Below are 23235 nucleotides of genomic sequence, written 5' to 3' on the forward strand. Positions count from 1 at the left end.
AGATGTACGGAATTTAGAGATCGAACTCTTATCTCGGTGTGGAGGTTCTATGAACGAAGAGAAAAAGCATGTCATGACAGAAGAAGAAATTCTTGCAGCGCCCGAGGCGGATTATATGAATGAAGCTCAGCTCGCGTTTTTTGAAAACCGATTATTTGAGCTTTATGAATCGACGTTAGCGCATATTGAACGTGCGAAAGAAGAGATGATTGCGCCAATGGAATTCAGTGACGAAAGCGATAGGGCGTCCAGTGAGGAGCAATCTGCAATCGCATTAAGAATCATAGATAGAGAGCAAAAGTTGTTACCTAAGATTCAACAATCGTTGGCTCGCTTGCGCACAGGGGAGTATGGCTATTGTTTAGAGTCCGGAGAACCTATCGGCATTCCAAGGTTATTGGCACGACCTACCGCTGAATATAGTGCAGAAGTGAAAGCCCAAATGGAGTCAAAAGAGCACTGGTATAAACACTAAAGCCTCACTATCTTATGACGTCGATATTCTTCTCGTTCACTTGTTTTTTTGATGTTCTCTGAGAAGTCTAAAGCGATGGCGACTACCGTTAGGTATGGTAGTCATTACCTTTGAGATATTAATAGTTATCGATAGGATAGAAGTAAGTTCTGTATTGTAAATAACGCACCATTTTTGTTTTTCTGAATGAGCTCTCGCTATGTTAGCGTCAAACATTTTCTCTGCTACTTCAAGCTGATCTTCTATCCTTAAAGCTAAATTGGTACTGGAGAAAGTAGCATGATTGACTTTGTGGCAACTTTTATCTTTTTCTTTGCTGCCATCGATCCCATAGGTACTGTGCCCGTTTTTATCGCAGCCACAAAAAGCTATGAAGAAGTGGCAAAGCGTAAGGTCGCTCTTTTTGCGACTCTATTCTCCGCTGCTATCCTACTGTTTTTTGTTGTTGCTGGTGAAATCATACTTACAGCAATGCGTATTCCCTTGTCTGCGTTTCAAATCTCGGGCGGTATCGTATTGTTCTTGTTTGCTTTGACTATGATATTTGGTGAGAGTAAACCAGCAGAAGAAATCAGAACGCTCAATAGTCATCATGATACAGCAGTTTTTCCTCTAGCCATTCCATCAATTGCTAGCCCTGGCGCAATATTAGCCGCCGTTTTACTCACAGAGAACGTGCGGTTTAATATTTGGGAGCAAGTCCAGACAGTGGCTATGATGCTGCTGGTACTATTGGTTGTTTATATCTTGCTATTAATGGCCAGCGGCATACACAGGATTATTGGGAATACAGGAGCTAGTGCTGTAAGTCGGATCATGGGGTTGATATTAGCCGCTGTGGCCACGACCAACACTCTGAATGGGATTGAAAGTTACTTTGACCTTTAAGGCTTTTTCGCAAACTGAGCTGAACGTATGCGTTAAGAGCTAATTTTACGGCGAGATGACCGACCACCTGACAATCACTTTTCTGGCGGTTACTTTTAGCCGGATGTAATCCTTCAGGCTATTCGTGACGACCTTGTTTAAGAGGATCACGGAAAAGTTGAAATTAAAATACATAGATGTTGAGGGTATAAATCAGATGGGGAACTGGAGCAACACTTGCCCCATTGAGCTGTGCCAATACTCAAAGATTAGCTGCTAGAAAATAATATCGATAATTTCTCCGCCTAGGCACTACTCTATAATCTTGTAGTCTCGCAGTATATAGAGCCTAGCATGGAGGAATTTATTAGCTTCCAACGTGCCAAGACAAGACTTTTTCATGCCTTGAGAGTATCTGAAAATTCGGGAGGCTGAGAAGTTTATTCAGTATGGCTCTTATTGGGCAGTTTATGGATCAGCCAGTAACCAAGACTCATACTAAGAACTACAGCCGCAATTCCAATCAGGTACATTGGAGACAAGGTTTCAAAGTCTATAATAATGACCTTTCTGGAGATTGCCATCAGCGCGGTGGCCATGACGATTTTTACATGAATAACATTTTCTCTCAGGTAAATAGTTATATTGATGAAAATTTCAATAGCAATTAAAACGGCCATAAAAGCACCAAAAGTGGCTAGCATATCTGAAATCGTCAGAATGAGTTTAGGTGGCGTGATAAGTTTTTGATATATCGTCCATGCAACATCTATCACACCCATGACGATTACAAACAACATAACTATCGACAATACTCTTACAGACCAATGAATCACTATCTGTAATTTTTTGTTAACTTATCATTTTTATCGACTTCCATGGCCCTGTTTCCTTCGCTTGTTTATGTTCACTTAACCTTCATATGTTGAAGCTAGACAATTGAATACATGTCGTTTAAAGCATAGTTGCTGTGGTGAGAGATAGAAGCGTCCGAGGGAAGGAAGTTATGAAACTTAGGAGTGGGCACAATGTTGGACACATAATGTAATCTCTGGTGTCATGCGTTATTACCTCATTACCTCATTACCTCATTACCTCATTACCTCATTACCTCATTACCTCATTGCCTCATTTCTGATCGTGAAGAGTCGACTGGTGAGGTGGTGATTCATCACCTTCACGGCAAACTGAATGAGCGGATACCACAACGTATTGATACTGGGCAAATCGATGCGCTTGTTGCTGGTTCCTCCGTGCGTTGTTAATAGAAATACAAGCGAATAAGGAGTGGGTAATCGCTCAAAAGTCGGGTGGAAAAGCGGTAAAACGGCGAAAATTATTGGAACTAAGTCAAGGCCCTTTTTTTAAATGAAAAGGCTTATTGATCTGAACACACCACTTCTCCATATAAGTATATCCACAAATACAAACCTCAAATTGGCGATAAAGAGCTTTAATATTGATAAATATATAAACAACTTGGGTGCTGAAGAAATTTCAGTATACTGCGCTTAGGTTACACTGGAGAAAAAATCGCCGTATTCCCTGCGGGGTCCTTTGATAAGAAATAGAAATCGCGTTTGAATATGCAACCAAACGATTTTGCCGCTTGCAGTTTATTCGGTATACAAATAATAAACCTTTGACTAATCCGAAGGTCGGTCAAATGAGAGAAAGTCATGTTTTTTAATAAGTCGCTTCAACAAGAAAATCAACGATTAAAGCAGGAGTTGCAAATCCTGCAGCAAATCCAAACCAGTTTAGATGAAGAGATGATCCGCTTAACATTGGATAGTAAAGGTATCATTACTTCTGCAAATACTAAACTACAGCAAGAACTTTTCTTACATGATGATGAGATCTTAACGAAATCAATTACTGAATTGGTACCGTCAAATTCGCGCAATACAGACCACTTCCATCGAATGAAGAAAGCCGTCCAAGATAAAGTGTTCTGGAATGGGGCATTGCAAGTACAGAAAGGTAATGGTGAGGAAGCCTGGTTAAGAACGATTATCCAGCCTGTTTTAAATGAGCGCAGAGAAGTAGAAAGCTTTTTTGTTTTTGCTTCTGAACTTACGCGAACGATCAAATCATCCCGTGAGCAAGAGGACATGCTAAATGCATTAAGTCGTTCTATGGCGGTGATTGAGTTCACATTAGATGGCCATGTTTTAAAAGCCAACGATAATTTCTTAAACACAATGGGTTATACGCTTGATCAGATTCTAGGGAAGCATCATCGCATGTTTTGTGATCAGGAAGAGTCGAGCTCTCAAGCTTACCGTGAGTTTTGGCAACGTTTAGCAAAAGGGCAATTTTCATCAGAGCGATTCAAACGAGTTAACCGTTATGGTGAAGAGGTGTGGTTAGAGGCTTCATATAACCCTATCCATAACGACAGAGGAGAGCTCTACAAGGTCGTTAAGTTCGCGACAGATATTACCCTGCAGGTGATGCAGGAACAGAAAATGGCCCAGGCTGCGCAATTGGCGAATGAAATCTCCCAAGAAACTGGAACACAAACCCTGCAAGGGCAAGAGGTTATAGGCTCAACGTTAGAAAAGATGCAGATACTTTCCGAGCAAATGCAGCAAGCGAACACCGCGATTGACGAGCTTAAAGCGCACTCATCGCGTATTAGCGAGTTGGTAAATAGCATCAGTGGTATCGCTGACCAAACTAACTTATTGGCGTTAAATGCGGCGATAGAAGCGGCTCGTGCGGGTGAGCATGGCAGAGGTTTTGCCGTTGTTGCTGATGAAGTCAGACAGCTTGCTACAAGAACCAATGCAACCACCGATGAAATTGTCACAATGGTAAGTGAAAACCTACAGCGAACAGATAACGCAGTTAAGCTGATCGCTAAATGCCAAAAAGAAGCACTAGATACGCTAGAGCTCTCTGAAAAAGCAGGCAATGTGATGAATGAAATACAAGATGGCGCTAGCCGTGTTGTAGAGGCCGTGGAGCAATTTAACCGCTCGTTGTAGTTAATCAATAAGTTTTCATTGTAGGGGCGATGGGTAAAAAGCAATTCGCCTTATTCAACCTGTATTGAGGAGCGCTGAAGTCGCAATACTACTCCTGCCGCAGTCAAGTTAAGCGTTTTGAAGGGGAGGTAGTTCGACACCTGGTACAGGTTTTAGCCAGTTTGCTTGCTGTATAGAATGCTAAAGTAATTTAGTATGCGAAAAGGCTTGCCTTAAGACTTTGCCTGCATTTAATGTATCTAGCAGCAGAACTTCAATCTGCGTGACAACAATACAAGAGAGGATCGGGCTTTCACTTTTTCGCTCGACACAAACCCCTTTCAAATTTACACAATAGCGCAGTAAAACTCTCTTGCTGCGCTATTGTGTGTTCCATATTTTGTGAGTACTTATGTTTAACTCAGAACGCAAAGCGACGGTTATTCTGGTTGCGACGACGATGATCGCGGCACTTGGCTGGATATTCTCTAAGGAAACAATACAGGGTTTACCACCTTTTGGCTTTATTGGGGCGCGATTTACTATCGCTTCGCTCTGCTTACTGCCTCTATGTTACCGACCTTTGCTGAAAGCAAACTTAAAAGATGTGTTTTCTGCTGGTGGTGTCGGGCTCCTGTTAGGCAGTGCCGTTATGACATGGATTTACGCTATTTCTATCAGTGATACTCTTGGGGAAGGCGCATTTATCATGAGCCTTTCCATGCTGTTTGTGCCGATTGTTGCATGGGTTATGTTTCGTCAACGACCACAACGAATTTTCTGGCTTTCTTTGCCTATCGCTGTATTAGGTCTTGCTTGTCTTTCTTTAGTTGGTGGCTGGAAACAATCGGCCAGTCAATTGTGGTTTCTTGGTGCAGCACTGGTTTTGGCGCTTCATTTTAATGTGAACAGCAAATACTCTCAAAAACTACCTGTGCTGCTGCTTACTTGCGTGCAACTTTTTTCAGCAGGTTGCTTAGGTTTGTTGGTTTCATTTTTTATGGAATCTTTCCCGGCTGAGGTGGACTCCTCTATTTGGTGGTGGTTTGCGTTGAGTACCTTATTAGCGACGAGCTTGCGTTACGTAATGCAAACCATGGGGCAAAAATTTGTTCAGGCAGGTAACGCTGCTCTAATTATGATATTAGAACCAGTTTGGACGGTTATTCTGAGCGTGCTGTGGTATGGCGAAGTGCTAACGGCAAATAAACTAGTAGGTTGTGTGCTTATCTTATTTTCTCTAATTATTTATCGTACTGGCGGGCGGTTTCGCTTCCCTACCCGAAAGTAGAGCAAATTAACTTGGGTTGGGAGAATTTGAGGTGCCGGATGGCCTTCTACGAAAGTGATAATACGCGGTTACGCAATGCTAATGACACTTTTGATGTAGGCTGCCGACCCAGCTCTTCGCTGATCATCCAGCCAGCTTTAGCCAGTAGCTCTAAGTCGATCCCTGTTTCTATTCCTAACCCTTGGCACAAATACAGTACATCCTCCGTTGCGACATTTCCTGATGCGCCTTGAGCGTATGGGCATCCACCCAGCCCAGCTACACTACTGTCGATGGTATTGATGCCCATACTCAGTGCCTGATAAATGTTGGTGAGAGCTTGTCCCCATGTGTCGTGGAAATGGACAGCAAGCTGGCGAAGAGGTGCAACCAACATGACGGCTTCCAGCATAGCAGCGATACGGTTTGGCGTGCCTGTACCGATTGTGTCGCCTAGAGACACCTCATAACACCCTAAATCGATGAGTGATTTGACCACGCTCGCCACTTGTTTAGGGGCTGTCGGGCCATCGTAAGGGCAGTCGGCAACGCAGGATAGATAGCCACGAACAGGGATGCCGTATTTGGTGGCTAATCGCATTACAGGTTCGAAGCGAGTTAGGCTTTCTGCAATCGAGCAATTGATATTGTGTTGGCAGAATCCTTCTGAGGATGAAGTGAAAATTGCGACCTGATTGGCGTCAGCCTCCAACGCTTGTTCTAAGCCTTTTAGGTTTGGAGTCAGGGCAGAGTAGGTAACATGATTTCGCCGTGTTATTGCTTTCATGACCTCTATTGAGTCCGCCATTTGTGGCACCCATTTGGGTGAGACAAAAGAGCCCGCCTCAATATGCGTTAACCCAGTATCAGAGAGTAAGTTGATCAGCCGGATTTTAGTTTGGGTCGCAACAGGAGATTCATTTTGCAACCCATCTCTAGGACCTACTTCGACAATCTTTACTTTGGAAGGTAGCATTACTTGTCCTGTGACTTGGTGACCCAACTTGGGCTACGTTTTTCAAGAAACGCTTGCAGCCCATCTTGACCTTGGGGTGATACTCTAATGTCCGCAATGAGCTTGCTAGTATAGTGAATCAGTTGTTGATCAATGGGGTTTTGATGACATTGATGGCAGAGCGTTTTTGCTTTACGCATCGCATCTGGGCTATTCAGTAGTAAAGTCTTGATTACGCTACCGACCGCACTTTCAAGCTGTTTGGCTTCTTTCACTTCGTGCACAATACCAAACCGTTCGGCATCTTCGGCTGAAATGACTTCACCACTTAAGATATAGCGTCTAGCTTGTCTATTCCCCATCGCGCGCATGACGTAAGGCGCAATGGTTGCTGGAACTAAACCAAGCCTAACTTCACTTAAGCAAAAGTTGGCACTTTGGCTTGCGATGGCGATATCACTACAACAAATCAACCCTAAAGCACCACCATAAGCGGAACCTTGAACAACTGCGATGGTGGGTTGAGGGAACGAATCTAATGTTTCCATGAGTCTTGCCAAGTTTTGGGCATCAACGAAGTTATCTTGCCTCGTGCTGTCGGCCATCGACTGCATCCAATTCAAATCGGCCCCGGATGAAAAATGCTTACCGTTACTTCTTAATACCAAGCACCGCACATCCGTTCGTAAAGCGAGATAATCTAGGCGGTGGATCAGCAAGTCGATCGTACAAGCGTCAAAAGCATTGTGTTTGGCTGTTCTGTTTAGGGTAATGGTCGCTACGCCATTATCATCGACATGCCAAAGAACATCATCTTGCCTTTGGGCGTTGGGAATAATGCTTGGTTGCATTTCCTGCATACTAACTTCCTTAATTCATCTTTGGATGTTTACATTCTGAAGACGCCAAACTCGCTATCAGGAATGGGGGCGTTTAATGCTGCCATTAACGCTTGACTCAACACCTGACGCGTTTTTTTAGGGTCAATAATTCCGTCATCCCATAGCCGAGCACTCGCAAAATAGGGATGTCCTTGTGTTTCATACAAGTCTATGATCGATTCTCTAAAAATGTGCTCTTCTTGCTCTGACCACGCTTCCCCCTGACGTTCCTTCGCGTCTTTTCGAACTTGTGTTAAAACGCCTGCTGCTTGTTCTCCGCCCATCACAGAAATACGCGCGTTCGGCCACATCCACATCATGGTTGGATCATACGCTCGGCCGCACATGCCGTAATTACCAGCGCCGTACGATCCACCGATGATCACGGTAAACTTCGGCACGTCAGCACAAGCGACGGCCATCACTAGCTTGGCGCCATGTTTTGCGATGCCTTCTTCTTCAACCTTTTTTCCGACCATAAAGCCGGTAATATTTTGGAGAAAAAGAAGCGGTGTTTTCCGTTTGGCGCACAGCTCAATAAAGTGCGCGCCTTTTTGTGCCGATTCAGAAAACAAGATACCGTTGTTTGCCACAATGCCAATCAAGTGTCCTTGAATACGAGCGAAACCACACACTAGCGTTCTGCCGTACAAGGCTTTGAATTCGTCGAAATCAGAATCATCGACGATGCGGGCAATAATTTCTCGAACGTCGAATGACAGTCGTAAGTTGGCATTCACGATTCCGTAGATTTCTTCTGCGTCGTAGCGGGGAGGAAGCACGGTGTTTTCTGGCTTAACAGGTCTTGTTCTATTGGCATTGGCAATGGCTTCTCTCGCAAGCATTAGGGCATGTTCATCATTTTCAGCGTAATAATCTGCGACACCAGATTTTCGACAATGCACGTCTGCACCGCCGAGCTCTTCACCCGTCACGACTTCGCCAGTGGCCGCTTTCACCAAAGGTGGCCCCGCCAAAAAAATGGTGCCTTGCTCTTTAACCATAATGGACACATCCGCCATGGCAGGAACGTACGCGCCCCCAGCAGTGCAAAGCCCCATCACAACAGCAACTTGGGGGATGCCTTTCGCTGACATTCTCGCTTGGTTAAAGAAAATGCGACCAAAGTGTTCTTTGTCGGGGAAGACGTCGGACTGATGAGGGAGATTTGCGCCACCGGAGTCCACCAAATACACGCAGGGGAGTTGGCAACGTTGGGCAATCTCTTGTGCTCTAAGGTGTTTTTTTACCGTGAGTGGGTAGTAGGTTCCGCCTTTTACCGAAGCATCGTTGGCGATGACCATGCATTGAATCCCCTCTATGATACCAATGCCGGCGATAACACCAGCGCAGGGGATCGCTTCGTCATACACTTGCCAGGCGGCAAACTGGCTGATTTCAAGAAAGTCAGTGTTGTCATCAAGCAAGCGCGCGATGCGTTCTCGTGCGGGGAGTTTTCCTTTTTGCCTCTGGTGCTCAATGGCTTTTTCACCGCCGCCCTGTTTGATGGTCTCGATGTGTTGATTAAGTTGAGTGACCAACGTTTCCATCGCAGCTTTATTGGAAAGAAATAACTCGTCAGTTGGCTTAGTTTTACTTTTGATAATGGCCATAATGACTTCCTTGTCGTATGTTCCGTTAGCGAGATTCTTCGAACAGCTCTCGGCCTATTAACATGCGGCGAATCTCAGAGGTACCCGCGCCGATTTCATAAAGCTTTGCATCACGTAGCAAACGACCAGCAGAGTATTCATTGATGTAGCCATTCCCACCGAGCAACTGGATTGCATCGAGTGCCATTTGTGTGGCGAGTTCTGCACTGTACAAAATCGCGCCAGCGGCGTCTTTGCGTGTTGCGTTACCTCGATCACAAGCCGCTGCGACGGTATATACATACGCTTTTGCTGCACTCATTCGAGAGTACATATCGGCGATCTTGCCCTGAACTAACTGAAACTCGCCAATGGATTTTCCAAACTGCTCTCGTTCATGTACGTACGGGACCACAATGTCCATGCAAGCTTGCATTATCCCGAGTGGTCCGGCAGCGAGGACGACGCGCTCGTAATCCAGCCCACTCATTAACACCTCGACGCCTTGATTCAACTCGCCAAGAATATTCTCTTTTGGCACTACGCAATGGTTAAATACAAGTTCGCAAGTATTCGAGCCTCTCATGCCTAGCTTGTCCAGCTTTTGAGCATGAGTGAAACCTGCGAAGTTACGTTCAATAATGAATGCGGTAATGCCACGTGAACCTGCGCTGACATCTGTTTTAGCGTAAAGCACCACTACGTCAGCATCGGGCCCATTTGTTATCCACATTTTGTTGCCATTCAGTACAAAATGGTCGCCCTTGTTCTCCGCTTTCAGTTGCATGCTTATCACGTCTGAACCGGCATTGGGCTCACTCATCGCTAGGGCGCCAACGTGCGTACCATCAATGAGTTTTGGAAGGTATTTTTCGCGTTGAGAAGGCGTGCCGTTACGAAAGATTTGGTTGACGCACAGGTTAGAATGAGCGCCGTAGCTTAAAGCGACAGATGCAGAGGCACGGCTGATTTCTTCCATGGCAACAACGTGAGCGAGGTATCCCATGCCTGCACCACCAAGCTCTTCATCGACGGTCACACCAAGCAACCCCATTTCTCCGAACAAAGGCCATAAATGATTCGGGAACTGGTTATCGCGGTCTATCTCCGCGGCGATGGGCGCAATATGTTCGGTAGCAAAGGCATTAACGTGCTCTCGGAGCATATCGATGGTATCACCAAGTCCGAAATTGAGTGGGGTATAGGTGCTTTTCATAACGTCTCCCGGTATCAGAGGTAAGGTGGAAAAGCCTGTAGCGGTGTTGCTAATTGAGTATAGCGTTTATGTCTGCTTGCTTTTGAGTGTTTGAATACAACGCTCCTTAGCGGCATTCAACTCTGCCATAACGACGCTGATGTCGTTGAGTTGTTGCTGTAGGACGGCTTGTTTCTCTTCAATGATATTGAGCATTTTCAATAACTGTCCTTCGGTTTGTTGCATGTCGTAGAGCTCGAAAAGTTCACGAATTTCTGCCAACGAAAAACCGAGTCGTTTCCCTCTTAAAATCAGTTTGAGGCGAATTCTATCCCTGCGTTGATAAACGCGCATATTGCCTTTTCGCTCTGGTTCAATCAGACCCACGTCTTCATAAAACCGGATACTGCGAGTAGTAATATCAAACTCCTTGGCGAGGTCACTGATCTTGTATTTTTCCATAACATACTTACCTCGAATAAAAATCCAGTTTCTGGAAATCGAACCTTAAATGGGAAGGCCGAACATCAACTTTGAAATATAAACGTCTGCTTGGTGTGTTTTTTCATCTCATTGTAAAGGCTAGTGCTATGCTTACGTAAACGTCAAGAAATCGCGGAATGAAAGTTTGTTAGTGAAAAAGGCGATAAAGGCTGGTGTGGCGCTTGGTGAGTAATTCTATGTAGGGTGTCATCAGTCTGCCAAGTGTTCACATATACCTTAAGGGAATGCGAATCATGGGAAAAGACATCTGGATTGTCAGCGCGAAAAGAACGCCAATTGGGCGCTTTCAAGGCAAGTTGCAAACTTACTCTGCTCCTCAATTAGGCGCACTGGCGATCAAGGCGGCAATGCACGAAGTGAATGTGACTTCGGTGGATGAAGTGTTCATGGGATGTGTGCTTCCAGCAGGGTGTGGACAAGCTCCTGCGAGGCAAGCATCTATGGGGGCAGATCTTCCTTTGGGTGTAGGGTGCACCACCATTAACAAAGTGTGTGGCTCTGGCATGAAGAGCGTCATGTTAGCGCACGATCTCATTAAAGCTGGAACGATTCGCTCTGCCATTGCTGGTGGTATGGAAAGTATGACCAATGCGCCGTATTTGCTGAGGGAGGCGAGAAAGGGAATGCGTATGGGGCACCAGTCTGCGTATGACCACATGTTTATCGATGGGCTACAAGATGCTTACGAAGGGCACTTAATGGGTGTTTATGCTCAGCAAGTCGCTGACAGGCTTAAGTTCACCAGAGAGCAAATGGATGAATGGGCCGTGATGTCGGCAAAACGTGCGTTGGAAGCTCAAGAGCGAGGCTTGTTTGCCGATGAACTTTCGCCGGTTTCACTCAATACCAAGTCAGAACAAGCGGTGCTGGACTACGATGAGCACCCACGCTCGATTGACCTTGGTAAAATTCCTCAACTCAAACCTGCATTCGATGAAAAAGGTACGGTGACCGCTGCTAATTCGAGTGCCATTTCAGATGGCGCGGCGGCTCTTGTGCTTATGGATGAAGACACTGCGCGTCATCAGGGGCTTAAACCACTTGCGATCATCAAGGCGCACTCTACACATGCCAGAAAACCTGCAGAATTTACTTTGGCACCCGTCTACGCAATTGAGCAACTGCTGTTCCAGCTAGATTGGTCAATTTATGAAGTGGACCTGTGGGAAATCAATGAAGCCTTTGCCGTTGTGACACAAATAGCGGTGGCGGAACTTGGACTAGATACGAGCAAAGTAAATATTAAAGGTGGAGCCTGTGCACTTGGGCATCCGATAGGGGCTAGTGGCGCACGAATTCTGGTGACATTGATTCACAGTTTGCGTCAGCTACAAGCGCTAGGCACCAATGGTGATCTCGAAGCCAAAAAAGTGATGCGGGGTGTTGCGTCACTTTGTATCGGTGGTGGAGAAGCCACGGCGATAGGCATTGAAATACCGCTTTAATTGAAATCAGAAAGGAGTAAATGATGACTCGTTTGGTTCCCTTGTTTATTGGTGGCGAGTTTCGTGAATCTCAAACATCGGATTGGGTTGAGGTAACCAATCCTGCCACTAATGATGTCATTGCGTACGTTCCATGTTCCACAGAGCACGAGATGGAAGCTGCCATTGATAATGCGAAAGAGACATTCCAATCCTGGAAGGAAGTGGCAGTATCCGAGCGTGCCAGAGTCATGCTTCGCTATCAGCACTTGCTCAAAGAACATCATGATGAGCTTGCCACACTGCTTTCTCATGAGACGGGTAAGATTTTAGCGGATGCCAAAGGCGATGTGTGGCGTGGTATCGGGGTGGTTGAGCAGGCGGCAAACATTGCTAGCAACATGATGGGAGAAACCGTCGAAAACGTTGCCACGGATATTGATAGTTACTCAATGATTCAGCCCTTAGGTGTGTGTTGTGGGATCACGCCGTTTAACTTTCCTGCCATGATTCCGTTGTGGATGTTCCCAATCGCCATCGCTGCGGGCAATACGTTTGTGCTCAAACCCTCCGAACAAGTGCCATTGACCTCTATTCGTTTAGCCGAACTATTTGAGCAAGCCGGCGCGCCAAAAGGGGTGTTGCAGATCGTTCATGGCCGCAAAGAGCAAGTCGACTTTCTGCTGGCTCATCCTGATATTCGAGCGGTGTCATTTGTTGGCTCGGTTCCTGTTGCCCGTTATATCTACACTACGGGTACGAAACACTTTAAACGCGTTCAAGCTTTTGCTGGTGCTAAAAATCACATGGTGATCATGCCTGATGCGAACAAGGAACAAGTGGTGAATAACTTAGTGGGGTCCTCCGTTGGGGCGGCGGGGCAGCGTTGTATGGCAATTTCTGTTGCGGTATTTGTCGGCGATTCAAAACAATGGATTACAGACCTTAAACAGGCAATGGCGAAAGTACACCCAGGGCCTTGGGACGATGAGCAAGCTGCTTATGGCCCACTGATCAGTGAGCAAGCCAAACAACGCGTATTGGACCTAATCGAAGATGGCAAACAACAAGGCGCAGTGTGTGAACTGGATGGCAGTCAGTGTGAAGTGGAAGGCTTTCCCGATGGAAACTGGATTGGCCCAACCTTGTTTAGCGGTGTAACAGCGAATATGTCGATTTACACGCAAGAGATATTTGGCCCTGTTTTAGTTTGTATGGAAGTCGAAACGTTGCAAGAGGCCATTGAGTTGGTGAATCGCAACCCATACGGGAACGGCACTTCCATTTTTACGGCTAATGGCGCTGCTGCGAGAAAATATCAGCATGACATTCAAGTCGGTCAGGTTGGGATCAATGTGCCTATTCCAGTCCCTTTACCATTTTTCTCCTTTACTGGTTGGAGAGGCAGTTTCTATGGTGATTTACATGCGTATGGTAAACAAGCGGTACGTTTTTATACCGAGACTAAAACGGTGACGGCACGTTGGTTTGATGACGATATTCCAACGGGGCCTAATTTGACCATCCAACTGCGCTGAGTGAATAGAAGGAGCTTTTATGGACTTTGAACTTAATGAAGATCAACGTGCATTTGCCGATACCGCTCAGCAATTTGCCGATGAGTGTTTAGCACCGATGGCGGCGGAGTGGGATGAAAAGCAGATCTTCCCCAAAGACGTATTGAGAGAGGCGGGGGAACTGGGGTTTCTCAGTCTCTACACTCCAGAAGCGCAAGGTGGCCTAGGGCTGAGTCGCTTGGATGCTTCAATTATCTTTGAACAACTGGCCATGGGATGTACGTCCACTACGGCGTTTATGACGATTCACAACATGGTCAGTTGGATGATAGCCAGTTTTGCTACCGATGAAGCCAAAACGCAGTTCTGTCCGAAATTAGTTACGGGGGAGTGGTTAGGCTCCTATTGCTTAACCGAGCCTAATGCGGGGTCGGATGCCGCTTCGTTGGCCACAACCGCGAGCAAAAAAGGTGATACTTACGTGCTGAATGGTGGCAAAACCTTTATCTCTGGCGCAGGAGAGACAGATGTTTTGGTCGTGATGGCGCGAACCGGAGATGAAGGTGCCAAAGGCGTGTCCGCATTTGTTGTTCCTGCTCACGCTGATGGTATCGGCTATGGGCGCAAAGAACCCAAAATGGGTTGGAACAGCCAACCAACACGAGCGGTTACTTTTGAAAATGTCGTTATTCCAGCTAGCCATTTACTGGGCGAAGAAGGGCAAGGTTTTGTCTTTGCGATGAAAGGGCTTGATGGAGGGCGTATAAATATTGCGACCTGTTCCGTCGGTACGGCTCAACAGGCCCTTAATCAGGCGGCACGGTACATTCAAGAGCGTAAGCAGTTCGGCAAGCCGCTTGCGCAGTTTCAAGCCTTACAATTCAAATTGGCAGACATGGCGACAGAGCTAGTGGCTGCGCGGCAGTTGGTGCGCTATGCCGCCAGTAAACTCGACCGAAATGACCCTGATGCTAGGGCTTATTGCGCGATGGCAAAACGGTTCGCAACCGATGTAGGTTTTCAGGTTTGCGACCACGCGCTGCAGCTTTATGGTGGCTATGGTTACATCAAAGAGTATCCAATGGAGCGTCATTTCAGAGATGTGCGTGTGCATCAAATTCTGGAGGGAACGAACGAAATTATGCGTTTGATCATCGCACGTCGTTTGCTCTCTGAGGAGTCGGCTTTGCTTTAGCGAAGTATTGGATTTGCTCATTGAGAAAGGATTCAGATATGCCATTAACCCAAGAAGCCATTCAACATACGATCACTAATCACGTTGCGGTGGTGACGATGAACAACCCGCCAGCCAATACGTGGACAGCAGAGAGCCTCAAGGTACTGAAGTCGCTGATACTCACACTTAACAATGATAAGCAGGTCTACGCACTGGTTTTAACCGGCAGTGGAGAAAAATTTTTCTCTGCTGGTGCAGATCTCAAGCTATTTTCTGACGGTGACAAAGCGGTTGCGTTAGACATGGCGCGATGCTTTGGTGAAGCCTTTGAAACGCTCTCGGAATTCCGTGGTGTTTCCATTGCCGCCATTAATGGTTACGCCATGGGTGGAGGTTTAGAAGTGGCATTAGCTTGTGATATTCGAGTAGTTGAAGAGCAAGCGGTACTTGCTTTACCTGAAGCCAAAGTCGGACTTTTGCCCTGCGCTGGCGGTACCCAAAACCTCACAGCGTTAGTAGGGGAAGGCTGGGCAAAGCGTATCATTTTATGTGGAGAGCAAGTCAGCGCTTACAAAGCAAAAGAACTAGGCCTAGTTGAGGAGCTGGTTCCCAAAGGTGAAGCTTTAAGTAAAGCGCTGGAACTTGCTGAATCTGTTGCGAACCAGTCACCATCTTCTGTCGCCGCATGTAAGGCGCTCATTCAAAATATGCGCTCTGCGCCACTTAAGCACGGCTTCATGAAAGAGCGAGAGTTGTTTCTGAATCTCTTTGATACGGAAGATCAAGTTGAGGGTGTTCGCGCCTTTTTAGAAAAACGCCCACCGCAATGGAAAAACCGATAGGAGGCCACATGGCAGGGATGGTAACCATTAGTGAAATAGAGTGCTTAGATGGCGTGCACCGCATTGGTATCGCAACGTTAGAAAACACCGCTTCATTGAATGCATTGACGTATGACATGTTGGTCCAACTCAACGATCAGCTTATCAAGTGGCAAGATGATCCACATATGGCTTGTGTGGTACTGACTGGCGCTGGAGAAAAAGCATTCTGTGCTGGTGGTGATGTTCGAGCTATGTATCACGTCATGCATAACGAGAGTAAAGAAAAAATCGTAGAGTTCTGTACGAACTATTTCTCGTTGGAGTATGAGTGTGACTATCTCATCCACACTTACAACAAACCCATTATCGGTTGGGGAGAAGGTATTGTCATGGGCGGTGGGATGGGGCTTTTTATGGGAACCAGCCATAAAGTTGTGACAACAACATCACGCCTTGCTATGCCAGAAATCAATATCGGACTGTATCCTGATGTGGGAGGTACGTGGTTTTTAAGCCAGATAGATCCGCAAGTGGGCTTATTCCTCGGATTGACAGGTTCAATGGTAAATTCAAGTGACGCTGTCACTATTGGTTTGGCCGATTGGTTACTGTTGGAAGAGCAGTATCCCACCTTACTGGATGAGCTAAAGCGGCTCCAGTGGGGCAAAGAAGATGCGAAAGAGTTGGTAACTGCGCTACTACAATTAATGGAAGAACAGGTTATTGATAGCAAACCAACCACGCAAATTTGTCCATACTTAGATCAGATAGAGGAAGCGTGCAAAGGCTTTGATCTTAATGCGATAGCACAGCGAATCATGGCTATCGACGGGAACAGTCAGTGGATAGAAAACGCGAAACAAACGTTCGCATCGGGCAGTCCGATCACCGCGCATATTTGCTTTAGACAAGTGAAAGAGTACCACAGCTTACCGCTTGCAGATTGCTTCCGTTTAGAGTTGAGTTTGTCGGTTCGCAGTGCCTTATTAGGTGAGTTTAAAGAGGGCGTCCGTTCTCGGCTCATTGACCGGGATGGCGAGCCGAGCTGGATATTTAACAGTGTCAGTGAAGTCGATGAAGATGTTATCGATACTTTGTTTACCTCGCTTTGGTCAGATAACGAGCATCCGCTTGCTAATTTGGGTGAACAAACACTAGGTCAATAAGGAGAATGATCATGAGTACCATCGCATTTATCGGTTTAGGAAGGATGGGGCATCCTATGGCGCAAAACTTACTCGCGTCTGGATTTAACGTGCAAGTATTCGATGTCGATAGCGAAGCCGCAAAGCAACTAGTACCTTTTGGTGCGGTGGTGGCGAGCTCTATCGAAGAGGTAGTAGATGGTGCTAGCACAGTCATCACGATGCTACCAGCAGGGTCTCACGTTCGTTCCGTGTATCTTGGTGACTTACACGGTGGCGTAGGTGTCCTCAATCTTGTCTCGCCAAGTACCTTGATGATTGATTGTTCAACCATTGATCCGGACTCTGCGCGATTAGTCGCCAATGAAGCGGCAAATAAACGCGTGTTGTTTGTCGACGCGCCCGTTTCGGGGGGCGTTGCTGGCGCTAAAGCGGCGACATTAACCTTTATTGTTGGTGGTTCGGATCAAGCGTTTTCTAAAGCCAATGCGATTTTGCAGTATATGGGAAAAAATGTTTTCCATGCTGGCAAAGCAGGCGATGGTCAAATGGCAAAAATCTGTAACAACCTTATGCTCGGCATTTTAATGTCTGGTACGTGCGAGGCATTAAACCTAGGTATCGATCATGGACTCGATCCAAAAGTGCTATCAAACATCATGCTGCAAAGCTCTGGCCGAAATTGGGCATTGGAGCTTTACAATCCTTGCCCAGGCGTGATGGACAGTGCGCCAGCCAGTCACGATTACCAACCGGGCTTTATGAGCAAACTCATGCTAAAAGATCTCGGCTTGGGGTTAGATGCGGCGTTACAAACACATTCTTCGGTTCCGATGGGGTCGTTAGCGCGCAACTTATATTCTTTCCACAACGCGAGCGGCCACGGCGAGCTCGATTTCTCAAGCTTATTTGAGTTATACAAGAGTAAGAAAGGCTAGACCGAGTTTTGTGACAAACCAGCCCGAGATGGTGACGTAAAATGCGCATCATTTCGGCCAACTTAGACTGGTTGAGGTATAGAACATTACGAGCTATGGAGTGCACCAATATGGACATAAAAAGTAGTGTTATTGCCATTACAGGAGCAGGGCAGGGGCTTGGGCAAATGATGGCCATTACCCTTGCTCAAGCTGGCGCTGATTTAGCGTTATTGGATGTAAACGCCAGTGGCTTAATGGAAACACAAGAGCAGTGTCGAATGCTGAGTGCGAAAGCGTTGACATATCAAGTGGATGTCACCAACGAAATCGATGTTGAAACCACGTTTGAAGCGATTATCCAAGATTTTGGTCAACTCAATGGGTTAGTCAATAACGCTGGCGTGTTAAGAGATGGGTTACTTGTAAAAGCAAAAGATGGCGTGATCAGTAAGATGTCTTTAGATCAATTCAATTTGGTAATGAACGTTAACGTGACAGGAACATTTTTGTGTGGGCGTGAAGCTGCCGTCAAGATGATTGAGAGTGGCTCCCAAGGCGTTATCATCAATATTTCTAGTGTTGCGAGAGCAGGGAATATCGGACAAACCAATTATTCTGCGTCAAAAGCGGCGGTCGCGACCATGGCGACAACATGGGCCCGTGAGCTCGCAAGATACGGTATTCGCGCGGCGGCGGTTGCACCAGGTGTAGTTCATACCGCGATGGCAGAGCAAATGAAACCAGAAGCCATAGAGCGATTAGAAAAGATGATCCCAGTTGGCAGGATGGGCGAAACAAGCGAAATCGCGCATGCAGTAAAATACATTATTGAGAGTGATTACTTTACTGGCAGGGTTTTAGAAGTGGATGGCGGTATTCGTATGTAAGTGACCACTTAAATAAGGCTCTGATAGACCTGAATAATAAGTTTCTTTCCATTTCAACACTTTCTATGTTGTGGAGTGCTAATTCTGCGCAACCCAAATGTATTTACAACTTATGTTTGGATTTACCTTGAGAATGATTTCTCGCAATCCAATAAAGAGATGTAAATACCACTCAAGTATTAAGTGAAATCATTAATTTGATGCTGATCACACTTTTGGTTTTTTAGTTTCCGCTTCTCATTAAGGCTATCTGCGTAAATGAAGTTGATAGTCAGTCTCATCAATTTTAAGTTTCAACTATTTGTTTTTAAATAATTAATTGTTGAAGCACGAGAAATTCGTGTTGAGGTTAATATTCGATTTAAAGTGTGTAACTTCCATTAATGGAAGGTTAGTTTCCAGTTGTGGCTAATGAGCTTTAACTTTTTACTCCTCATAATGCGCCAAATGTAACATAGTGTTTCAAAGTGTAACAATAAACTCACACTAAGAGTGTGGTTTTGATCTCCACTCAATTCCGTTTTGTTTCGCTCTGAGCCCGACGTTACTCATGCTCAACACATAAACATTCTAATGACTATAACAACTGGTTCTTGGCTTGATACCAATCGTATCGTAGCAAATAACGGTTCATTCTAGCTGGTTAAATGCTTGATGACGAAGTTGAAAAATTGTAAGTAGAATAACTACTTATCGAAGTTTTTTCTTGTTCTCATACATTACCTCTGCGCTATTTGTGAGCTTTTATTTACTTTGATTGGCATCTGCTTTGAAACCAGACAACCATCGAGAAAGTTAATGGAAGCCTCAAGATATAAACGCATCTTGTCGAGGGGAAGTTTGGCGTCCGTCATACTTATGCTCTCAGGATGTAATTCAGCTTTACTTGACCCCAAAGGTGCCATTGGTGTGCAAGAAAAAGAGTTAATTATTACTGCTCTTTTGCTGATGTTGATCGTTGTAATCCCTGTGATTTTAATGACGATTTACTTCGCTTACCGATACCGCGCCTCTAACACTGAAGAAGAGTACGCACCCGAGTGGTCACACTCGACCAAAATCGAAGTGGTGGTATGGACAATTCCAATCATCATCATTGCGATTCTTGCGACGATCACATGGCGTTCAACTCATGAACTAGAGCCATCCAAACCTTTGGAAAGTGATGTTAAACCAATGACCATCGAAGTGGTGTCACTCGATTGGAAATGGTTGTTCATATATCCAGAAGAAAACATTGCGACGGTGAACTATGTGGCGTTCCCGAAAGACGTGCCAGTGCAGTTCAAACTGACTTCGGACAACATCATGAACGCGTTTTTCATCCCTCGCTTAGGTACACAGATCTACGCGATGCCAGGAATGGTAACCAAGCTCAACCTGATAGCGAACCACGAAGGTGACTACAAGGGTTTTGCATCGAACTACAGCGGCGAAGGCTTTTCGCAAATGAAGTTCACAGCTTCAGCAATGTCTGATCGTGCTGCGTTCCTAAATTGGGTGCAGAAAGTGAAGGCGAGCCCTGATCGTATTGAAGATTGGGAGCAATACAGCTCACTGGCAGCGCCAAGTATCGCAGAGCCAGTCACTTTGTTCTCTAGCGTTCCTCCGTTCTTGTTCACCGACGTTGTGACTCAGCATCCTGGTTCAATGAACTGTTTGCCTGAAAACCAAGGATAATCGTAATGTTTGGAAGATTAACTCTTGATTCAGTTCCATTCCACGAACCTATTATCGTCATCACCCTAGCGGTTGTGGCGCTGGTTGGTTTAGCCGTAGTTTACGCGGTGACCAAAGCCGGAAAGTGGCAATATTTGTGGAATGAATGGTTTACTTCAGTAGACCATAAAAAACTTGGCTTCATGTACATCGCAGTAGCGATGGTGATGCTTGTTCGTGGTTTTGCTGACGCAGTCATGATGCGTAGTCAGCAACTCCTTTCTTCTGCGGGTGAAGCAGGTTACTTGCCACCGCATCACTACGATCAAATTTTTACTGCCCACGGCGTGATCATGATCTTTTTTGTAGCGATGCCATTGGTCATTGGTTTGATGAACATCATCGTGCCATTGCAGATTGGTGCACGTGACGTGGCTTTCCCGTATCTGAATAACTTGAGCTTCTGGCTGTTTGTTGTTGGTGTCATCCTAACAAACATGTCTCTCGGCTTAGGTGAGTTTGGTCGTACAGGTTGGCTAGCGTATCCGCCGCTTTCAGGTATTGAGGCAAGCCCAGGAGTCGGGGTCGACTATTGGATTTGGGCGCTGCAGATATCAGGTGTTGGTACGACGTTAACAGGCGTGAACTTCTTCGCGACCATTTTGCGTATGCGTACACCGTCTATGCCAATGATGAAGATGCCAGTTTTCACTTGGGCGTCTCTGTGTGCAAACATTTTGATCATCATTTCATTCCCAATCCTAACGGTGACTATCGCTCTGCTTACGCTGGATAGATACCTAGGCATGCACTTCTTTACCAATGATCTTGGCGGCAACGTAATGATGTACGTCAACCTGATTTGGGCTTGGGGTCACCCAGAAGTGTACATTTTGATCTTGCCAATTTTTGGTGTGTTCTCAGAAGTCACCGCAACCTTCTCACGTAAAAAGTTGTTCGGTTACACATCGCTAGTTTGGGCTACCGTAGTTATCACGATTCTTGCCTTTGTTGTTTGGCTACACCACTTCTTTACGATGGGGTCTGGCGCGAACGTAAATGCCTTCTTCGGTATTGCCACGATGATCATTTCTATCCCAACAGGGGTGAAGATCTTCAACTGGCTATTCACCATGTACAAAGGCCGCATCCGCTTTACGACGCCAATGATGTGGACGGTGGGTTTCCTGATCACCTTTACTGTTGGTGGTATGACGGGCGTACTAATGGCTGTTCCGGGTGCAGATTTCGTTCTGCATAACTCAGTATTCCTTATCGCTCACTTCCACAACGTTATCATCGGTGGTGTGGTGTTTGGATGTTTCGCTGCGATCACTTACTGGTTCCCGAAAGCGACCGGTTTCACCATGAATGAAACTTGGGGCAAACGTGCGTTCTATCTTTGGATTATTGGTTTCTTAATGGCGTTCCTACCGCTTTACGCGCTGGGCTTTATGGGTATGACTCGTCGTTTAAGCCAAGACATCAACCCTGAATACTTCCCACTGTTGTCGATTGCCGCAGCAGGTACGGTTGTGATTGCACTGGGCGTATTGTCTCAGTTCATCCAAATTTACGTGAGTATCCGTGACCGCGAGCAAAACCGTGACCTAACTGGTGATCCGTGGGGTGGTCGTACTCTTGAGTGGGCAACATCGTCTCCACCGCCGTTCTACAACTTTGCACACCTGCCAAAAGGTGATGTGCTGGATGCCTTCTGGTACCAGAAACAAAGTGGCGAGTTCGATCCAACTAAAGAAGTGGAATACGAACGTATTCATATGCCAAAAAACACGGCAACAGGCATCTACGTGTCGGCTTGGTCGCTCCTATTTGGCTTCGGCATGATTTGGTACATCTGGTGGCTAGCGGCGGCAAGTTTGGTCGGTATTATCGTGACGTGTATTCAACATAGCTATAACGATGATGTGGATTACTACGTGGAAGTTGAAGAGATCAAAGCAATTGAGGCCGAACGTCGAGCTCAGCTTGAAGAAGCGAAGAAAAACTCAGTGAAAGACAGCGAAAGTAAAGATGATCTGGAGGTGACGTATGCAAACTAATATCGCAGCACATCACGACCATGATCACCACCATGACACGAATGGCAACAAGCTATTTGGCTTCTGGGTTTACCTGATGAGTGACTGTGTATTGTTTGCGACCTTGTTTGCGACATACGCTGTGCTGTCGAGCAATTCAATTGCGGGCCCAACAGGTAAAGACATTTTCGAACTCCCATTCGTGTTTGTCGAAACCATGCTGCTGCTGTTTAGCAGTATCACATTTGGTTTTGGCATTATCGCGATGAAGCGCAACAACGTTGCTGGTCTCAAACGTTGGATGTTAGTCACGTTCGCACTTGGTCTTGGTTTTATCTGTATGGAGGTCTATGAGTTCCATCACCTGATTGAAGAAGGCTATGGCCCACAAACAAGTGCATTTCTGTCGGCATTCTTTACGTTGGTTGGTACGCACGGCCTGCACGTAACCTTTGGTCTGATTTGGTTAGCGGTAGCATATCACCAACTGTCGACGAAAGGTCTGAACGACAATATGGCAATGCGCTTTAACTGCCTAAGTCTATTCTGGCACTTTCTAGATATCGTTTGGATTTGTGTCTTTACCATCGTTTACTTACTGGGGGTAATGTAATGGATCAACATGTAGAAACCAGTGCGTCAGATTACGTGAAAGGCTTTATTGCCTCACTGATTCTGACGGTAATTCCGTTCTACTTTGTTTGGACGAAATCATTACCAGATACAACGACCTATGCGATTCTATTTGGATGTGCATTAGTGCAGATATTTGTTCACTTTAAATACTTCTTGCACATGGAAACAAAAACATCTGACGGACGGTGGAACCTTGTATCACTGATGTTTACCGCCATTGTTGTACTTATCCTTATCGCTGGCTCGGTATGGATCATCTATAACATGAACGTCAACATGAAGTTGTAGGTCAA

General features: G+C 45.9%; 20 protein-coding genes and 2 pseudogenes. 16 read left to right on the forward strand and 6 right to left on the reverse strand.

Annotated features, from left to right (window positions below; genetic code table 11):
- Positions 1-49: 49 nt before the first annotated feature.
- Positions 50-475 carry a TraR/DksA C4-type zinc finger protein gene (locus R8N46_RS03370; protein ID WP_017635733.1) on the forward strand — a complete coding sequence of 142 codons (426 nt, stop codon included), beginning with the start codon at positions 50-52 and terminating at the stop codon, positions 473-475.
- A 279-nt stretch (positions 476-754) separates the two neighbouring features.
- On the forward strand, positions 755-1363 hold the full coding sequence (locus tag R8N46_RS03375) for a MarC family protein (protein WP_213972149.1): 609 nt from the start codon (positions 755-757) through the stop codon (positions 1361-1363).
- Between the two features lie 419 nt (positions 1364-1782).
- Here the strand turns inward: R8N46_RS03375 and R8N46_RS03380 are convergent, their stop codons facing one another.
- The gene (locus tag R8N46_RS03380) at positions 1783-2142 is read right to left on the reverse strand and encodes a phosphate-starvation-inducible PsiE family protein (protein ID WP_169674288.1); all 360 of its coding nucleotides are present in this window, start codon (positions 2140-2142) and stop codon (positions 1783-1785) included.
- 972 nt (positions 2143-3114) lie between these two features.
- On the opposite strand from R8N46_RS03380, the pseudogene R8N46_RS25720 reads away from it, so the two are divergent.
- The 3 genes and pseudogenes from R8N46_RS25720 to R8N46_RS03390 form a co-directional block, all read left to right on the forward strand.
- Positions 3115-3801, forward strand: a pseudogene (locus R8N46_RS25720) (PAS domain-containing protein); the annotation flags it as partial.
- A gap of 174 nt (positions 3802-3975) precedes the next feature.
- Positions 3976-4335 (forward strand): annotated as a pseudogene (locus R8N46_RS25725) (methyl-accepting chemotaxis protein); the annotation flags it as partial.
- A 391-nt stretch (positions 4336-4726) separates the two neighbouring features.
- The gene (locus R8N46_RS03390; RefSeq protein ID WP_213972151.1) at positions 4727-5605 is read left to right on the forward strand and encodes a DMT family transporter; all 879 of its coding nucleotides are present in this window, start codon (positions 4727-4729) and stop codon (positions 5603-5605) included.
- Between the two features lie 46 nt (positions 5606-5651).
- Here the strand turns inward: R8N46_RS03390 and R8N46_RS03395 are convergent, their stop codons facing one another.
- The 5 genes from R8N46_RS03395 to R8N46_RS03415 form a co-directional block, all read right to left on the reverse strand.
- Positions 5652-6560 carry a hydroxymethylglutaryl-CoA lyase gene (locus R8N46_RS03395; RefSeq protein WP_213972152.1) on the reverse strand — a complete coding sequence of 303 codons (909 nt, stop codon included), beginning with the start codon at positions 6558-6560 and terminating at the stop codon, positions 5652-5654.
- Positions 6560-7399: an enoyl-CoA hydratase-related protein gene (locus R8N46_RS03400; protein WP_053303724.1), complete on the reverse strand. Its 840-nt coding sequence runs from the start codon at positions 7397-7399 to the stop codon at positions 6560-6562. The genes R8N46_RS03395 and R8N46_RS03400 overlap by 1 nt, the downstream gene beginning before the upstream one ends.
- Before the next feature lie 29 nt (positions 7400-7428).
- Positions 7429-9033 carry a carboxyl transferase domain-containing protein gene (locus R8N46_RS03405; protein WP_104976551.1) on the reverse strand — a complete coding sequence of 535 codons (1605 nt, stop codon included), beginning with the start codon at positions 9031-9033 and terminating at the stop codon, positions 7429-7431.
- A 25-nt stretch (positions 9034-9058) separates the two neighbouring features.
- Complete coding sequence (locus R8N46_RS03410; RefSeq protein WP_104976552.1) at positions 9059-10228, reverse strand: isovaleryl-CoA dehydrogenase; 1170 nt, start codon at positions 10226-10228, stop codon at positions 9059-9061.
- Between the two features lie 66 nt (positions 10229-10294).
- Positions 10295-10669: a MerR family transcriptional regulator gene (locus R8N46_RS03415; protein ID WP_017821195.1), complete on the reverse strand. Its 375-nt coding sequence runs from the start codon at positions 10667-10669 to the stop codon at positions 10295-10297.
- Positions 10670-10944: 275 nt separating this feature from the next.
- On the opposite strand from R8N46_RS03415, the gene R8N46_RS03420 reads away from it, so the two are divergent.
- The 11 genes from R8N46_RS03420 to cyoD all read left to right on the forward strand — a co-directional run bounded on the left by R8N46_RS03420 (position 10945) and on the right by cyoD (position 23230).
- Positions 10945-12156, forward strand: coding sequence for an acetyl-CoA C-acyltransferase (locus R8N46_RS03420; RefSeq protein ID WP_318098097.1), 1212 nt, complete (start codon positions 10945-10947; stop codon positions 12154-12156).
- A 23-nt stretch (positions 12157-12179) separates the two neighbouring features.
- Positions 12180-13673: a CoA-acylating methylmalonate-semialdehyde dehydrogenase gene (locus R8N46_RS03425; protein ID WP_171345584.1), complete on the forward strand. Its 1494-nt coding sequence runs from the start codon at positions 12180-12182 to the stop codon at positions 13671-13673.
- Positions 13674-13692: 19 nt separating this feature from the next.
- The gene (locus R8N46_RS03430; protein WP_171345439.1) at positions 13693-14847 is read left to right on the forward strand and encodes an acyl-CoA dehydrogenase family protein; all 1155 of its coding nucleotides are present in this window, start codon (positions 13693-13695) and stop codon (positions 14845-14847) included.
- A gap of 38 nt (positions 14848-14885) precedes the next feature.
- Positions 14886-15671 (forward strand): enoyl-CoA hydratase, encoded by a 786-nt coding sequence (locus R8N46_RS03435; protein ID WP_161444588.1) that lies wholly within the window; start codon positions 14886-14888, stop codon positions 15669-15671.
- 8 nt (positions 15672-15679) lie between these two features.
- Positions 15680-16819: an enoyl-CoA hydratase/isomerase family protein gene (locus R8N46_RS03440; protein ID WP_017821198.1), complete on the forward strand. Its 1140-nt coding sequence runs from the start codon at positions 15680-15682 to the stop codon at positions 16817-16819.
- Between the two features lie 11 nt (positions 16820-16830).
- Positions 16831-17736 (forward strand): 3-hydroxyisobutyrate dehydrogenase, encoded by a 906-nt coding sequence (mmsB, locus tag R8N46_RS03445; protein WP_005375775.1) that lies wholly within the window; start codon positions 16831-16833, stop codon positions 17734-17736.
- 110 nt (positions 17737-17846) lie between these two features.
- Positions 17847-18605 (forward strand): SDR family oxidoreductase, encoded by a 759-nt coding sequence (locus R8N46_RS03450; RefSeq protein WP_005375778.1) that lies wholly within the window; start codon positions 17847-17849, stop codon positions 18603-18605.
- Between the two features lie 798 nt (positions 18606-19403).
- Complete coding sequence (cyoA, locus tag R8N46_RS03455; RefSeq protein ID WP_005388604.1) at positions 19404-20285, forward strand: ubiquinol oxidase subunit II; 882 nt, start codon at positions 19404-19406, stop codon at positions 20283-20285.
- A 5-nt stretch (positions 20286-20290) separates the two neighbouring features.
- The gene (cyoB, locus tag R8N46_RS03460) at positions 20291-22327 is read left to right on the forward strand and encodes a cytochrome o ubiquinol oxidase subunit I (protein WP_005375781.1); all 2037 of its coding nucleotides are present in this window, start codon (positions 20291-20293) and stop codon (positions 22325-22327) included.
- On the forward strand, positions 22317-22919 hold the full coding sequence (gene cyoC, locus R8N46_RS03465) for a cytochrome o ubiquinol oxidase subunit III (protein WP_005375782.1): 603 nt from the start codon (positions 22317-22319) through the stop codon (positions 22917-22919). The genes cyoB and cyoC overlap by 11 nt, the downstream gene beginning before the upstream one ends.
- Positions 22919-23230: a cytochrome o ubiquinol oxidase subunit IV gene (gene cyoD, locus R8N46_RS03470; RefSeq protein WP_012842490.1), complete on the forward strand. Its 312-nt coding sequence runs from the start codon at positions 22919-22921 to the stop codon at positions 23228-23230. Before cyoC ends, cyoD begins: the two co-directional genes overlap by 1 nt.
- Positions 23231-23235: the final 5 nt, after the last annotated feature.

The organism is Vibrio sp. 1874 (genome assembly GCF_033344395.1).
GTDB classification, from domain to species: Bacteria; Pseudomonadota; Gammaproteobacteria; order Enterobacterales; family Vibrionaceae; genus Vibrio; species Vibrio alginolyticus.